Origin of the sequence: Companilactobacillus jidongensis (assembly GCF_003946575.1) — a bacterium.
GTDB classification, from domain to species: domain Bacteria; phylum Bacillota; class Bacilli; order Lactobacillales; family Lactobacillaceae; genus Companilactobacillus; species Companilactobacillus jidongensis.
Window position 1 is genome coordinate 188309 of record NZ_RHOP01000004.1, and the last position, 15818, is coordinate 204126.

Sequence of the window (15818 nt, forward strand, 5' to 3'; positions counted from 1 at the left end):
TTTTTATTACCTAATTATTCAACAAGTTAAAATAATAACCTTTCTTATGTAATAACTGCTCATGCGTACCCTTTTCTACAATCTCCCCATTATCAAGAACAACAATATTATCAGTTTTTTTAGCAATAGATAACCTATGGGCAATGAAGATAATAGTCAAGTCATTAATGTCCATCAAATTACTAATGATTTTATTTTCAGTTATGGCATCTAATCCACTGGTTGATTCATCAAAAATCAATACCTTGGCTGGCGATAATAATGCTCTAGCAATAGTGATTCTTTGCTTTTGACCACCTGACAAAATACTTCCGTTTTCATCCAAAACAGTTTCAAATTGTAATGGCATTTTTTCGATATCATTAAATATTTCGGCGATACGACAAGCACTTATAACATCTTGTATTTGTATATCCTTTCTACTACCCAACAAGAGATTGTCTTTAATAGATCCTGAAAAAACATATGGACTCTGTGGGACATAATTAATAAATTGCCTCAACGTATGTTTATCAATATTCTTAATTTCGTGCTCATTAATCCGTATTTTCCCATCACTGGGTTCAAAAAAATCTACTAGTAATTTAACCATAGTAGATTTGCCAGAACCACTCATCCCAACGACAGTTATCTTCTCACCGGATTTTATTTTCAAGTTCACATCATTCAAGACATTCTCACCATATCCATAACTGTAATCAACATGATCAATATTTATTTCACCAACTAATTGCTCAGAATTAATAACAGAGCGACTATCTGTAAATTCCGAGGCAACTAAATAAACCTCATTCAACCGATTATTGGCAACTTTAGCTGTTTGAAGTTTTGGTTGAAGATTAATAATGTTTTGTAGAGGGTTAATAAAATAAGCTAACAAGGCATTATAAGTCATCAACTGACCGACTGATAATTGATTCTTCGTCACCAAAATTGCTCCTATCCACAGCACTATGACACTAAGAATCAACTGTAAAAACAGCTTAATAGATTGTTGTAACGTATCCATCTTAATGTAACTCAGACTTTTCTTTAAGTAATCTACGAACTCGCTATCGATCCTGCGATATCGTTGATCCTCGCTGTTAAGTGCCTTAATAGTTTCAATACCATGAATATCCTCAATTATGGATGAACTCAAGACCGAACCACTTTCCATTTCCTTTTGATTGAGAGTCTCAAACGGTTTAGCAAAGACCCAAATAACAACAATGTAGATTGGCAATGATGCAAGTGTTACCCAGAACAAAGTACTATTTTGAATTACCAAAATGGCTCCCATAATAACAATTGTTCCCACATCAAGAAAAATAGAAATAATTGTACTAGCGAGTGCATCAATAATCTTATTCGCATCATTAAATCTGGAGACAATCTCGCCGGTTTTCCTCGTCGCAAAAAACTCCATGGGCAGTTCAAAAATATGATGAACATATCCTAAAATAATATCAATTGATAATCTTTGTCCCAAAATGCTCAACAAAAAATCTCGTGCATAGCTAAAAATAGATTGAAAAACATAAAAAACAATTAATCCAGTGGCTACCAGTGATAATGTACTATTCATACTATTAGGGATATAAGTATCAATAACTGTTTGCAAAAAATACGAACCTAAGATACTAATGATAGTAATTAACAGCGCAGACAAAATTATATTAATAACCAAACGTTTTTGTTTAAAAAGTACCGGCACAAATGAAAATAAAGAATTGTTCTTGTCCTCTTTACTTGGCTTATAAGAGGAGTTTGGAGCAAAAAACAGCGCCACTCCTGTCCATTCTGATTGGAATTTTTCAAATGACATTTTTGTGATTCCTACTGTAGAATCTGGATCAGCGATAACTACATAATCTTTGCCCTTTCCTAGGACAACATAGTAATGTTCCAATATTTGCTTCTTAACAACATGAACGATGAATGGATAAACAATATCATCCATACTGAAAAGATCCATATCTGCTTGAACTGCTTGCGTCTCAAAGTCAAGGCTCTGCGCCGTCTTAACGATTCCCAACGCTGTGGTACCTTCAATATCCGTTCTAGCCAAATCGCGTAATCTAGCCAACGAAAACTGTGAACCATAATTTTTCAGAATCATTGCTAAAGCTGCTACACCACAATCATTCTCATCAACTTGAGGTATATATATTCTTTTGTTAATCATGTTGTGTCCCCTCTGATATGTATAATTCAAATTTATCATCAGAAATAGAATGGCATTAAAAAACACCCTGAACCATATACTTTTATGACCTCAACTCAGTTATTTTTTAAGAAAACATTAGTTGAGGCCATTTTTTTGTATTGTTCAGGGTGTTTTTATCAAAGCTTATTTTATGGTGGCATAATTTGGTTATAAAAAGAAAAGGAGAAATAACTATGACAAAGATTAAAATACTGAACGAAAAAACACTAAATTCAATTAAAGGTGGAACTGATTACAAGAGTGCTGTTCGTCCTGTGAAAAATGCAGCCAAATGTTTATTCTCCCTATTTAAGAATTGCTGATTACATCTGATATAATTATCGTAAGTACCTTAGAGGGGTAATTTCAGATGCTGGTTATGGAAACAAAGGCATACATTATAGATTTATTTATAAATTCTACATTTCTAATGTACACATTTTTATTCTTAACACAAATTAGTGGTTACATAAATATTAGAAAAAAAATATTTTTAATACCTATAATAATACCTGTTACATTATTACAGGTATTATTTGGCGATTGGTCAAATTTGTTTTTTATATTATCTATTTATTTTTTATTAAAATTAAAAAAGAATGATTATTTCTTAATTGATAATACTGTTATATCTATACTAATAGTTGAGCTATCCAATATACTCGTATCAATATTGACAATAGTTACATATAGAAGTTCATCTATCGTTGGATATAAATACATGATTATATCCAGTTTGTTACATTTTGTACTAATCAATGTATTTATATACATGTACAAAAAAAGTAACCTGAATAGTTTATTAAAAAAAATAAGTCCACTTTCAAGTTTAGCGATATTGGGTTACCTGTTAATCACACTATCATTCTTTATGTCATTAGTACAAAAGTACGAAGCCTACAAAAATTTAATAACCGAAATAATTCTGTTCCTTGCACTACAAAGTAGCCTTGTTATTTTTCTATTTATTTACGATAGAAAAAGACAAAAGGAAAAATATAAACAGAATATAATAGAAGAAAAGTCTAAAAATTTAGAATTATATACTCAATCACTAGAAAAAGAACAATTAAAACTTCGTAAATTCAAACATGACTACAAGAATATGATTGTAAGTTTACGATCCTTCACTTCTAAAATTCCTGAACTAGACGAAACAATAAATAAATTTGATGATTATTCAAGTGATTACTTCAAGGGACAATTTCTTAATCAGTACAAGGATTTGGGAAACGTTGAAAACTCATATCTCAAGAGCCTTCTTATCAGTAAATTTCACGCAATTAATTTAAATGAAACAGAATGTACGTTTGAATGTCGTGACAAAATTGATAACCTAACTATAAATATCTTCGACTTAATTCGCTTGCTAGGTATTTCAATTGATAATGCTATCGAGTCAACTGAAAATCAATCTAATGGAAAGATTGGTATCAATATCGTGAAAAAGAACAACCAGCTACTATTCTTAATAAATAATACTTCCCCATCAAATGGTTCTGTATATAAATTAATGAATGAAGGTTACTCGACCAAGCAAGGTCATTCTGGATTTGGATTATCAAATATTCAAGAAATAAAGAAAAAGTATCCTGATAACATTACTTCCAAATATGAAAAATCTGACGGATGGTTCAAATTAGAACTAATCATAAAATAAAGGAGATTCACATGAGTTACCCTATTATTATTTGTGAAGATAACTTTGTGCAATTGCAAAGAATGGGTTCAATTATCGACAACTATATTCAATTTCACAATGAATTTTTTAATGTTGTTCTTAAATCTGATAATCCCAACGAAATAACTGAATATTTAGAAAAATATTCTATTCAAAATGGTATCTACTTCTTAGATATTGATTTACACAAATCTATTAATGGCATCGATCTAGCTGAAAAAATCAGAACTATCGACGTTCTAGCCAAAATAGTCTTCGTTACAACTCACGATGAAATGGCACCACAAACATTTCAGCGAAAGGTAGAAGCCATTGGCTTCGTCGCAAAGGATCAAGATCCTGATGATTTTCGCAAAGAGATACAAGATATACTGGCCCTATCACAAAAAAGGATCGACGAAGTCAAAGTAATCAAGAACCAAGACGACATAGTTTCATTTCACTATGATAATATGGCATACAATGTTGAAAGTTCAGAAATATTGTTTATAGAACCATCACCTATTAACTCTCACAAATTAGAACTATATACAAAGAGCGGAAAATTTGAATTCTATGGTAAATTAAAAGAATTCGAAAATAAATACTCATTCTTAGTTAGAGCCAATCGATCATGCCTAGTTAATCCAAAATCTATCAAACAGGTTGATTTCAATACTAGAGAAATGGTATTCGATGAAGGATTAAGTAGATACGTTACTCCTTTGAAAAAGAAAAAGTTGAAAGATATTATGACTAACTAGTAATTGCTTAAATGCAGTTACTAGTTTTTTGTTTAGGGTCGGAAAGTGGGTATTTCAGGTTATTTTCGACACTCAAATCCTCTTACAAATTAAGCTGTAATTGTAATAAAAAATTAAAGTAGCGTGTAAATATGAATGTAATACAACTTATCGAATTGGATGATTTAAGTAAAGTAAAAGGCGGAAGTTTACTACAGTGTTTAGCCGATCACACATAATAAGAGGAGAAATATAATTATGACAAAAAAACAAATATTAAATGAAATCGCATTAAAAAACATTTCTGGTGGCAAATGCAAACCTCATCAAGCTGTACTATATTGTATAGCTGGTGGAATGACCGGAGCATTGGGTGGTTCACCTTTATCTATTGCCTGGGGTATTGGAACTGGTCTTGCGACATGTGAAATTCAAAAAGGCGCAACAAAGGTATCATAATCATCGCACTATTAGCTGTAATTCTTTTATTGATTGCTCTAACATTATTTTTCTGTACATTTTATTCCGTATATTCACGTCTAAGAAGACAAGGTAAATCAAAAAAAGTATCCATAATAGGTACAATTGCGTATTTTATTTCAATTTTATAAATGAGTATTGTACTGTTTTTAATTCACTTTAAGTATGAGTGTTTAATTAACTAATTTCACCTTCTGTATATATCCAATACAGAAGGTGTTTTGTTTAGGGTTAAAAACTAATAAAGGACTAGCAATCAACAAGATGATTACTAATCCCTTAATAAATTACATACAACTAATTAGCTGTGTAGGATCTTTCTTCAAAATGGCTGCAGCCGTGGCTGCTGAGCATCTGACAGTCCATCCTAAATCTGGGTTCATTTTTCCTGGAGTTCTCCATGGTTCATAGTATGGGGATTTACCACCTCCGACAGTTTTTTGCAGATCCTGGTTTGATAATATCTTAATGCTAGTCATGATAAAGACCTCCTTTATTTTTAGAACAACCAAAGAATACTATGAATTTAGCCGGAATATTTGATATTGACCCAAAATACATATAAAAACACCCTGAACGAAAAATTATATCATTAACAAAAAAAAAAATGCATATAAGGACATTAAAATACATTGTTCAGGACATTTTAAACATACAGAATCAAATATATATTATCCTTTACCTAAAGTAAGGACGTCATAAATGGAGGATAATAATATGTTCAAAATTGTAAATGGCAAATTAAAACTACATGAAGTTCCCAATCCAATATCTTCATTATTCTGGGTTGTATGTATCAACTATTTTTGCGATATGGCCATTAGCCTAATAGATGGCAATAATCTATTGGATCTGAATTATCAACGTATGTTTTATATAACCTTTTTTCTTATAATTTTCATCTATTTATGGAATTTCATTATAAAAAAGTTCAAATAAATATAAAGAAAGTAATAAACAATTGCAAGGTAGTTAATACATTCATAAACTGATGACAAGCAATACTGCTATAAATATTTCCTGTATGTTGAAAAACATATGTCAATATCAAACTATCAATGAAGTAGATTATAAAAGAAAAAGACCAACCGTCATGAAGATATGCAAAAATAGTTGCGGTCAGTATATAACCAATCATAATGGAAGAATTTTTACTGATGAATTGATAAATCATCCCTCTAATAACGATTTCTTCCAATATTGGTCCCATAAAAATAACTGACATCACGGCAATCAGTACTACCCACATATTAGTCGACAGCATTCTTTCCGAAATCAATCTATTTGAAGATGCTTGTTCGGAATGAATAAGCAACCCCACATAGGATAATGACATGGAAGTAACTTCACTAACAATCGCTGCCCCTAATATTAGCCAAATATCTTTCACTTTGAAAGGGCTACTAGCTAACTCTAATTTCCATATTTTCATCAGCTTCAGAAGTAACATCAAAATAATCGAAAACACTATTATCAAGCCAATAATGTTAGTGGATTTGGATATAAGAAAAGCTTGATTTATTTGAATAACAATTGTCAAAATCAACATAATAACAAATATAATAATATTTTTAAAAATGTTTAAGACACGCATATGATCACCTCTTCCAATAATTATATCTGGAAGAGGTTTTTTATATGGTCAAACATCCTGAACTGGGTATTTTGATAACTTGAATATGGTTTCAGGACATCAGAATATATGATTCAGGATGTTTTGAACAAACATGGTTAGTTATACATTATTCTGTATTTATCAAAGTATGATAAATAACAATTATCTCAATCATCATGAAGGAAGATTATATGTTCAAATTCGTAGATGGAAAACTCAAACCTGTTGAAAGTCAAAACGCACTTGGCAATATTTTGTTAATAATGTTGATCAATTGTATTATTGAGTTAATCACAAATCTCATGGACGGAATACCCTTATTGAACATGAACTATCAATGGCTCTTTAGAACTACCATGCTCATGATGATTGCTGTTAAAGCATGGGATTATTGTATTAAGAAGTTTAGAAAAGACTAAAATATCCCTAACACCATTGTTCAAGACTACAAACAAGGTGTTGGGGATATTTATTTCCATGCAATTACTGATAGTGCTACTTTAAAAGTATAAAAATTAAAATTCAATTACAAACTATCAGGAGGACAAACTATGCAAAAGGGCTTATTAAGTAAGATTGGCACCATCTTAGGTTATTTAATCCTATACCAAGTAGCCATGGTTCCACTGCTTCTGGGTCAAATTGCGCCGAATGTTTTTATTTACGCAATTTTTGCCATTTTGGGATTAGTTGCTTCCTACTATTTAGTCCGCCGACTCTGGCATTTTTTAAACGATAACTTTGTCTTTGATATTAATCCAACTAGGCATCCAGTAATTGAATTGATCCTTTTTGTTATTGCTTTAGTCGCAATTTCATATTTAACTGACTACATACCCGAATCCAACAATCAAAAATTGATCACGGAAGCACTAAAAGCCAATACCTTTAATACTGTTCTGACCACCGTGATTTTATCACCGATTTTTGAAGAACTAATTTTCAGAGGTTTATTTGCCAAGTTATTCTTCCCTACTGTCAAAAGTGCTAAGTCGATATTATGTTATGTGACGATCACTTCAGTTGTCTTCGCCCTAATGCACGAACAAAGTTTCAATTTAGAACTGGTACCTTATCTTCTAATGGGTATTGTTTTATCATTGGCATACGTAAGATTCGGTGACATTCGTTACAATATGTTCTTACATTTTTTGAATAATTTCATTGCAGTAATTAGTGTCGTCCTTCCTCTGATATACTAGTTAGAGAGGTGTATTAGGATGATTTATGTAGAAACAAGAGCTTACCTGCTGGGGACACTATTATCATGGATCATGGTATTTGCGATATTCTTCTCCATTTATCACGATCGAAAAAAACTAAATTTCAAAACGATCACAGCTACCGTGGTCTTATTGATTGCGGATGCGATTGTTGACAGTCTCGCTGATGACTGGAGCTTTTTGTTATTTGTAGTCGGCATTTACTTAATATTTGAGCATCACGTCAAGCCCAATTACTTCCTATTAGATGCAGCACTGATTTCGAGCATCACTATCTATCTTGTTGATATTGTCATGTCTGCCATCGTTATGTTATTCGTGCAAACCCAGGACACACAGGGGTGGAATTTTACTTTAATTAGTTCAGCTATCGAGTGGGCTCTAGCACTTGGTGTCATCTTCCTCTATCGCAAATACGACTTAGTTGGCTTCCTCAAGAGAACTGCAAAAACTTCAGTTGTGACATTACTTCTGACCTACTTTTTCGTAGTCCTGTCGATATTTATGAACTTCATCAATCACTTCCAAGCTTATCGCAAATTGATCATTGGTATCCTATTATTCATAGTGATCCAGATCATCGTACTATTATTGATATTCTTGTTGGAGACCAAGCATCAGAAGAGCCTTTACCAACAACAACTATCCGAAGAACAATTTAAGAACCTCAAGATGTATACCGATCAACTGGAACGAGATCAATTGAGCGTTCGCAAATTTAAACACGATTACGAAAACTTACTTTTGAGTTTACGTACTGTGGCTGACTCCGCGAGCGATAACGCTCTGATAGAATCACTTAACAAATTCGAAAGTTATTCTGATGATTATTTTAACAATGCCTCTATGAAACTATATAAAGATTTAAATAATGTGCAAAATCCATATTTGAAGAGTCTCTTCATCAGTAAATTAAATCAGATCAATCATAGTCATATCGACTGCCATTTTGAATGTCGTAATGTGATCAATGATATCTCGATCAATATCTTCGACTTAGTTAGACTGTTAGGTATCGCCATCGACAATGCTATTGAAGCTACTAAGAAACAAGCTAAAGGCAAAATTCAGTTGGCAATTATTTCTGAGGACGATCAAATAACTTTTGTTATCGACAACACCGTTATAACGCCTGAAAAAGTTGCATCACTCAGTCAAACCGGTTATTCAACCAAGAAAAATCATTCTGGATTAGGATTATCCAATGTGCAAGATATCAAGAAAAAATATCCTAATTTATTAGTTCAATATAGTGAAGACGCTGATTGGTTCCATCTTCAATTAGTTCTGATTTAGAAAGGAAAAAACATGGCTTATCCAATTATAATTTGTGAAGACGATATGGTTCAATTACAACAATTCGAGGTACTCGTCAATAATTATATGTTGTTCCATAGTGATCCATTCGAGATTGCCTTCAAGACTCAAAGCCCTGATGAGGTTCTGGAATACTTGCAAGAATATCCTACTTCTAACGGCATCTACTTCTTAGACATTGACTTGAAGAGTGAGTTAAATGGTATCGACTTGGCAGTTAAAATCAGAAAAATCGATGTTCAGGCAAAGATAATCTTCGTAACGACACATGATGAAATGGCACCAGTAACATTCAAGCGTAAAGTTGAGGCCTTAGGTTTCATCGCTAAGGATCAGGACCCCGAAGAATTCCGTCAAGAATTCTACGACACGCTGACATTAGCGAAAGAAAGAATCGACAGCATCATGACTTGCCAGAATCGCTGCTTTGCCTTTTCCGTTGGCAATCAAATCTATCATATCAACTTAGCTGAAGTATTATTCGTGGAGACTTCTAACGTTCCTCATCGTTTAGACTTGTACACTCGAACTGGTAAATATGAGTTTTACGGTAATTTGAACGAACTCGAGAAGAAGTATTCGTCACTCTTCCGCGCTAACAGGTCTTGTCTTGCCAATCCTCAAACAATTAGTGAAGCTGACTTCGGACGTAGAAAAATGCACTTTGGACCTGAATTGGTTCGTTCATTCTCACTTGGAAAGGCCAAGAAACTTAGAACTCTAATGTAGTTCATGACATCAAAATACCTACCTCAGGATATATCACCCAAAAATACTCAGCTGTATGGTATGTTGGAATAAGATATAAGAAATGGGGAGATTTTATGGATAGGAACAGCAAAACATTTCAGCGAATTGCTTGGATTATTTTTGGTATCGAACTAATACTTATCATTGGTGTAGGATTAGTCTCACACTTTTATCCAAAAGATCCAACTGCTATACCAGATAACTTTTTAAAATTTATTATGTCGTTTTACTTTGTAATTTTTGCAATAATCATGGAAGTTTTGACATACTTCGCTATCAAGCACATGACCAAAGAGAATCAGTCGTGGAATATTGTTTTGTTGATCATGGGTTTCATTCACAATCCACTCTTTTTGATACCAAGTATCGGAGAATTAATTTTGCATTTAAAGAATAAGGACAATTATGGACATATTTAATAGCAACTTAACACCGGCTAGAAAACTACAAATACTACATTTATTATTAGGACTGACAGGCTTATACGCCGTTGCCAGTTTGTTATTCGGCGATTCACTCAAGAATATTTTGACTGACAAGTTATTTATCTTTTTGTTGTTCAGTAATTTAGTCATGTATTTCAAATACTTAGATAAGAAAGATAAATATTACAAACAAACTGCAAAGATATATTTCATTGGCTTCATGGTATTTTTGATTATGTTCGCGGCTAAGGCACTTATATAAATTGGCAAATCAATCCGAACACTTAATTCAAAAAATGTTTAATGATATGGACTGACTTAACTAGCGATTCAAACAGATCATAACCACCCAGTTTCAGGAATACATCCGTACACCAGACTTTCATCCACGATGCCTCAAAAACTAGAACCGCTATTAACACAAGAATTCCGATTCTTCCTACCCATTTAAACCACTTCTTCTCCATCAAATCATCCCAACTTGTTTCGATTACGAGAATTTTATCATCTAAAACAAATTTATTTCTAGTTTTATCCTGAACTACATGTTTTTATGTCCTGAACAAAAGATTTGTATTAATAAATATTGTGTATTACAATGTACTACACAATACACAGAGGAGTTATTACTATGGCTATGATCACTATCAGAGTTTCAGATGATGAAAAAAAATGGTTAAATGAAATGGCTGAATTTCACGGTATTACATTATCAGAATTAATGATGAAATATTCTATAAGTGAATTAGAGGATGAATACGATGAAATGACTGCTCAATTTGCACATAAAAGATGGCTTGAACAGAAAAGAGAATCCGAACCAATTTCTAAAGTAATTAAGGAATTAGGGTTTGACGAATGACATATGCCCTTTATATAAATGAGGACGCCAAAAAACAATTAAAAAAAATGGATAAGTACCAAGCCAAATTGATACTGCAGTGGCTATACACTAGCATTGACAATAGTGTTGACCCTAGATCACATGGTAAAGGACTAACATCAAATCTATCTGAACTATGGAGATACAGAGTCGGTAATTATCGTATCATCTGTGAAATTGAAGATGATACGTTATTTGTTACTGCCATAAATATCGGACACCGAAATAGTATTTATGATAACTAATATTAAAGTATATCGAATTCGATATGCTTTTTTGAATTCACTTTCCTACCTATTATATAGTCCAATTAGGACTTAAATGTTATGATATAAGCATATTATCGAAAGGACGTACTTGAAATCATGAGATTAAAAAGTGCCAACCTAAACACACTTAAATAATTAAATGGCATTAATACCCTGGGGTATAAGTGCCACCAGGAGGATCTATGGAAAATACAATAAACGCTAAAGAACGAGTTATCGTTGCCGGAGTTAGTCACAAGCAAGTTGACTTTGACTACACAATGGAAGAATTGGGCTCACTAGTTGAAGCCAACAATATGGAAGTCGCTGACGTTATCAAGCAAAACGTTGATTCAGTCAGTGCAAAGACTTACTTCGGATCTGGTAAAGTTACCGAGATCAAGGAAATAGCTAACGCTGATGATGTTACAACAATTGTCTTGAACGATGAATTAACACCATCCCAAATCAGAAACTTGGAAAAAGAAACTAAGTTGAGTTTCATGGATCGAACAGAATTGATTCTCCAAGTCTTCTCAAATCGTGCCCATACTAGACAAGCTAAGTTGCAAGTCGAAATTGCTAAATTACAATATCAATTACCAAGAATTCATCCATCAGGTAATCCGCTGGATCAACAGTCGTCTTCTGGCGGTTTAGCTAACCGTGGTGCTGGTGAAACAAAACTTGAATTAGACCGTCGTGTCATTCGCAAACGTATCACTTACTTGAAAGACCAACTCAAAACAGTTGATAAGACGATCAATGTTCAAAGTCGTCGCAGAACTAACACTAGTCTGCCACTAGTTTCCCTAGTTGGATACACTAATGCTGGTAAATCAACAACTATGAATGGTCTTCTTAACTTCAACAAAGAAAATTCAGATGATCGTAAAGTCTTCGAAAAAGACATGCTCTTCGCTACACTGGATACTAGTGTGAGAAAAATCGACCTCGAAGACAATACCAGCTTTCTTTTATCAGATACCGTTGGATTTGTTAGCAAGCTACCTCACAACTTGATTGAATCATTTAAGACAACTCTTAAAGAAGCCAAAGATGCCGATCTGTTGGTACAAGTAATAGATGTTAGTGATGAACATTGGAAGAATATGCTCGAGGTTACCGAGAATACTCTTCGTGAAGTCGGCGTTACAGGCAAACCAATGATCTATGCCTTCAACAAAGCTGACTTAAAACCTGATCAAGTTTTCCCTACTATTGAAGGCGACAATATTTATTACTCAGCTTTGGACGATTCGTCTATCCAAAAACTAGTTGAGTTGATCAAAATCAAACTCTTCTCTGGTTATAAAACCGTCGAACTATTGATTCCGTATGATAAGCAAAAAGTTACTGAACAATTATTGAAGAATTCACAGATTATCAGTAAGGAATTCACTAACGATGGCTCATTGTTAAAAGCCAATCTCAGTCCGAATGAGCTTGAACAATATGAGGGATTCATCAAAGTAAATGCATAAGCATATTTTTTAATTTTTACCAACTTAATATTAAAAAATCATAAACAGAAATATCTATTTTATAGATATTTCTGTTTTTCTTTGCAATTTAATCCGTGATGTATTATGATTTTAGAGAACATTAGAGATTTTTTAATAAAGAGTCTTTGTATTTAATGTTTAATGGTGTAGTCTAATAATATTGTTGTTTAGTTTTTAGGGAGGTTGTGTAATGAAATATAAGAAGTATCTACTAGCCCTGTTGCCAGTTTTGGCACTTGCGCTAGTACTTAGTGGTTGCGGATCATCCACTGAAAAAGATGACAAAAATACTTTGTCGATCAGTTCCAGTGATGTTATTGCAACAATGGATTCGTCACTGAACACGGACGTTATCGGTGCTCAAGGATTAACAGATACAATGGAGGGTCTATATAGATATGATGGTAAAAATCTACAACCCGCTATTGCGAAAAAGATTGTTAAGCCTACTAATAATGGTAAGACTTATACATTTGAAATGAGACATACTAAGTGGTCTAACGGTAAACCCGTTACTGCTCAAGACTTTGTCTACGCATGGCGCAGAACGGTCGATCCTAAGACTGCTTCACAATATGCTTATATTTATACAGGTATTAAAAATGCCGATGCTATCAATGCTGGTAAGAAACCCGTTGATACTCTAGGTATCAAAGCACTTGGCAAATACACATTACAAGTTACTTTGGAAGATCCTATTCCATACTTCAACAAATTGATGGGTAATTCAACATTCTATCCTCAATACAAACCAGCCGTAGAAAAAGCTGGTAAACAATATGGATTGAAGAGTGCTGGTATGGTCTTCAATGGACCATTCATGTTGAAGAATTGGTCAGTTTCAGATAATAGTTGGACTGAAGTTAAGAACAACAAATACTGGAATGCCAAAGCTGTTAAGTTACACCAAATCAAATACTACGTTGTTAAAGATAATAATACTGGATTGAATCTTTACGATGCCAACCGTATCAACCGTCTACAAAAGATTAGTGGTGATACCGCTCGTCAAGTATCTACATACAAGACATTCTCAAATGATAAGATGGCAAGTAACTTCTATCTAGAATTCAACCAAAAGAAATACAAGTTCTTTAAGAATGAAAAAATCAGACAAGCTATTTCAATGTCGATTGATCGTAAACAATTGACCGATAATGTTTTAGGTAAAACAGGTGGTATTGAACGTACTATTGTTCCTTCAGGAATGTCATACGCACCTAAGAACAATGTTGATTTCACAAAAGAACCAGAGCTGAAATCGGTAAGTAAATATACCGAGTACAATCCAAAACTTGCTGCCAAGCTTTGGAAGGAAGGTATCAAAGAAACCGGTCAAAAGAATCTTAGCTTCACATTATTAGGCGATGACACCGATGGTGCTAAGAAACAAAACGAATATATCCAAGGACAACTTGAGAAGAACTTACCAGGATTGAACCTCACATTACAAAATGTTCCGTTCAAATCACGTCTTGATAAGTCAACAAGTGGTAACTTCGATATCGTTGTTACTGGTTGGAACGCCGATTATCCAGATCCTGTTACATTCCTAGACATCTTCACAACTGGTAACCCTCAGAACAATGGTAAGTACTCAAATCCTGAATACGATGCCTTGATCAAGAAGAGTAAGACAACAGATGCCAATAACGAAGACGCTAGATGGGAAGACTTGGTACAAGCTGCTAAGATTCTCGCACAAGATTCCGGTGCCGTTCCGCTATACCAATACTACCAAGCTAACTTAACCAGAGAGAATGTTAAAAATTACAGAATCTCACCAAATGGTAGTTATAACCTTGTCACTGCATACAAAAAATAATTAGGAGTTAGGGAGATTAAATATGGCTAAATATATTCTCAAAAGAATTTTCTACCTGTTTTTGACCCTTTTCATCATTGCGACTCTAACATTCTTCTTAATGAAGTTGCTTCCTGGTACACCGTTCTCTAACCAGAATCGTATGTCACCAGATCAACTGAAGATCGTTAAAGCTCAATATGGTTTGGATCAATCAGTCTTTGTTCAATATGTCCGTTATATGGGTGGTTTGCTTCAAGGTAACCTTGGAACATCCTTCCAATTCAACAATGAACCTGTTACAACCTTAATTGGTCAACGTCTTGCTCCATCAATGCAAATTGGTGCTCAAGCAATGATCTTAGGTACTGTTCTCGGTATCTTACTTGGTGCCGTAGCTGCTATTCGTAAGAACACATGGGTTGATACACTTGCTACATTCATCTCAATCCTTGGTCTATCAATTCCATCTTTCGTTTTAGCCGTCTTACTACAATTCTACTTGGCTTACAAATGGCACATCTACCCAGTTGCTCTCTGGGATAACTTCCAATCAAGTGTGTTACCAACACTTGCTCTAGCAGCCTTACCATTAGGTAATGTTGCCAGATTTATGAGAACTGAAATGGTCGATGTTATGAGCAGTGATTATATCGAATTAGCCAAATCAAAAGGTAATTCCGCCTGGAAAGTTGTTACAAAGCATGCGCTTCGTAATTCCTTGATTCCTATCGTCACGATCATCGGACCTATGGCTGTTTCTGTTATGACTGGTTCAATGGTTGTTGAGAACATCTTCTCAATTCCTGGTATTGGTGAACAATTCGTTAAGTCAATTACAACCAATGATTACCCAACTATCATGGGACTAACAATTTTCTATTCATTCCTATTAGTTGTTATCATCTTGATTGTCGATATTCTCTACGGATTTATTGATCCAAGAATTAGATTAGGAAACGGGGGTAAAGAATAAT

At 33.7% G+C, this 15818-nt stretch carries 19 protein-coding genes; 15 read left to right on the forward strand and 4 right to left on the reverse strand.

All coding sequences use genetic code 11. The annotated features are described in order from the left end of the window. Positions 1-10 precede the first annotated feature (10 nt). Positions 11-2167 carry a peptide cleavage/export ABC transporter gene (locus EKM68_RS03445; protein ID WP_125588260.1) on the reverse strand — a complete coding sequence of 719 codons (2157 nt, stop codon included), beginning with the start codon at positions 2165-2167 and terminating at the stop codon, positions 11-13. A 215-nt stretch (positions 2168-2382) separates the two neighbouring features. Here EKM68_RS03445 and EKM68_RS13840 point away from each other — a divergent pair, with 215 nt between their 5' ends. The 4 genes from EKM68_RS13840 (at position 2383) to EKM68_RS03465 (ending at position 5050) form a co-directional block, all read left to right on the forward strand. Next, complete coding sequence (locus tag EKM68_RS13840) at positions 2383-2511, forward strand: EntF family bacteriocin induction factor (protein WP_125588261.1); 129 nt, start codon at positions 2383-2385, stop codon at positions 2509-2511. Between the two features lie 548 nt (positions 2512-3059). Then, positions 3060-3848 carry a GHKL domain-containing protein gene (locus EKM68_RS13530; protein ID WP_164509342.1) on the forward strand — a complete coding sequence of 263 codons (789 nt, stop codon included), beginning with the start codon at positions 3060-3062 and terminating at the stop codon, positions 3846-3848. A gap of 11 nt (positions 3849-3859) precedes the next feature. Next, complete coding sequence (locus EKM68_RS03460) at positions 3860-4612, forward strand: LytR/AlgR family response regulator transcription factor (RefSeq protein WP_125588263.1); 753 nt, start codon at positions 3860-3862, stop codon at positions 4610-4612. 237 nt (positions 4613-4849) lie between these two features. Next, positions 4850-5050, forward strand: coding sequence for a hypothetical protein (locus tag EKM68_RS03465; protein WP_125588264.1), 201 nt, complete (start codon positions 4850-4852; stop codon positions 5048-5050). Between the two features lie 308 nt (positions 5051-5358). On the opposite strand, the gene EKM68_RS03470 is transcribed toward EKM68_RS03465, so the two are convergent. Further along, entirely contained in the window at positions 5359-5550 is a 192-nt protein-coding gene (locus tag EKM68_RS03470; protein ID WP_125588265.1) for a hypothetical protein, read from the reverse strand. A gap of 452 nt (positions 5551-6002) precedes the next feature. After that, a complete protein-coding gene (locus EKM68_RS03475) occupies positions 6003-6665 on the reverse strand; it encodes a CPBP family intramembrane glutamic endopeptidase (protein ID WP_125588266.1) in 663 nt (220 codons plus the stop codon). 212 nt (positions 6666-6877) lie between these two features. Here EKM68_RS03475 and EKM68_RS03480 point away from each other — a divergent pair, with 212 nt between their 5' ends. The 6 genes from EKM68_RS03480 (at position 6878) to EKM68_RS03505 (ending at position 10663) form a co-directional block, all read left to right on the forward strand. Next, positions 6878-7105: a hypothetical protein gene (locus EKM68_RS03480; protein WP_125588267.1), complete on the forward strand. Its 228-nt coding sequence runs from the start codon at positions 6878-6880 to the stop codon at positions 7103-7105. A 132-nt stretch (positions 7106-7237) separates the two neighbouring features. Next, positions 7238-7888, forward strand: coding sequence for a CPBP family intramembrane glutamic endopeptidase (locus tag EKM68_RS03485; RefSeq protein ID WP_125588268.1), 651 nt, complete (start codon positions 7238-7240; stop codon positions 7886-7888). An 18-nt stretch (positions 7889-7906) separates the two neighbouring features. Continuing rightward, the gene (locus EKM68_RS03490; RefSeq protein ID WP_125588269.1) at positions 7907-9205 is read left to right on the forward strand and encodes a sensor histidine kinase; all 1299 of its coding nucleotides are present in this window, start codon (positions 7907-7909) and stop codon (positions 9203-9205) included. A gap of 12 nt (positions 9206-9217) precedes the next feature. Further along, on the forward strand, positions 9218-9955 hold the full coding sequence (locus tag EKM68_RS03495; protein ID WP_125588270.1) for a response regulator transcription factor: 738 nt from the start codon (positions 9218-9220) through the stop codon (positions 9953-9955). A gap of 95 nt (positions 9956-10050) precedes the next feature. Next, positions 10051-10395: a hypothetical protein gene (locus tag EKM68_RS03500; RefSeq protein WP_125588271.1), complete on the forward strand. Its 345-nt coding sequence runs from the start codon at positions 10051-10053 to the stop codon at positions 10393-10395. Next, complete coding sequence (locus EKM68_RS03505) at positions 10382-10663, forward strand: hypothetical protein (protein ID WP_125588272.1); 282 nt, start codon at positions 10382-10384, stop codon at positions 10661-10663. Before EKM68_RS03500 ends, EKM68_RS03505 begins: the two co-directional genes overlap by 14 nt. A 22-nt stretch (positions 10664-10685) precedes the next feature. Here EKM68_RS03505 and EKM68_RS03510 read toward each other — a convergent pair whose 3' ends face one another. Further along, positions 10686-10868, reverse strand: a complete 183-nt coding sequence (locus EKM68_RS03510; protein WP_125588273.1) for a hypothetical protein — start codon at positions 10866-10868, stop codon at positions 10686-10688. Between the two features lie 164 nt (positions 10869-11032). Between EKM68_RS03510 and relB the strand changes: the two genes are divergently transcribed. The 5 genes from relB (at position 11033) to opp3b (ending at position 15817) form a co-directional block, all read left to right on the forward strand. Further along, on the forward strand, positions 11033-11263 hold the full coding sequence (relB, locus tag EKM68_RS03515; RefSeq protein WP_125588274.1) for a type II toxin-antitoxin system RelB family antitoxin: 231 nt from the start codon (positions 11033-11035) through the stop codon (positions 11261-11263). Beyond that, on the forward strand, positions 11260-11529 hold the full coding sequence (locus tag EKM68_RS03520; protein ID WP_125588275.1) for a type II toxin-antitoxin system RelE family toxin: 270 nt from the start codon (positions 11260-11262) through the stop codon (positions 11527-11529). The genes relB and EKM68_RS03520 overlap by 4 nt, the downstream gene beginning before the upstream one ends. Before the next feature lie 206 nt (positions 11530-11735). Then, complete coding sequence (gene hflX, locus EKM68_RS03525) at positions 11736-13016, forward strand: GTPase HflX (protein WP_125588276.1); 1281 nt, start codon at positions 11736-11738, stop codon at positions 13014-13016. Positions 13017-13227: 211 nt separating this feature from the next. After that, on the forward strand, positions 13228-14862 hold the full coding sequence (locus EKM68_RS03530) for a peptide ABC transporter substrate-binding protein (protein ID WP_125588277.1): 1635 nt from the start codon (positions 13228-13230) through the stop codon (positions 14860-14862). Between the two features lie 22 nt (positions 14863-14884). Next, on the forward strand, positions 14885-15817 hold the full coding sequence (opp3b, locus tag EKM68_RS03535) for an oligopeptide ABC transporter permease (protein ID WP_125588278.1): 933 nt from the start codon (positions 14885-14887) through the stop codon (positions 15815-15817). Position 15818 lies beyond the last annotated feature (1 nt).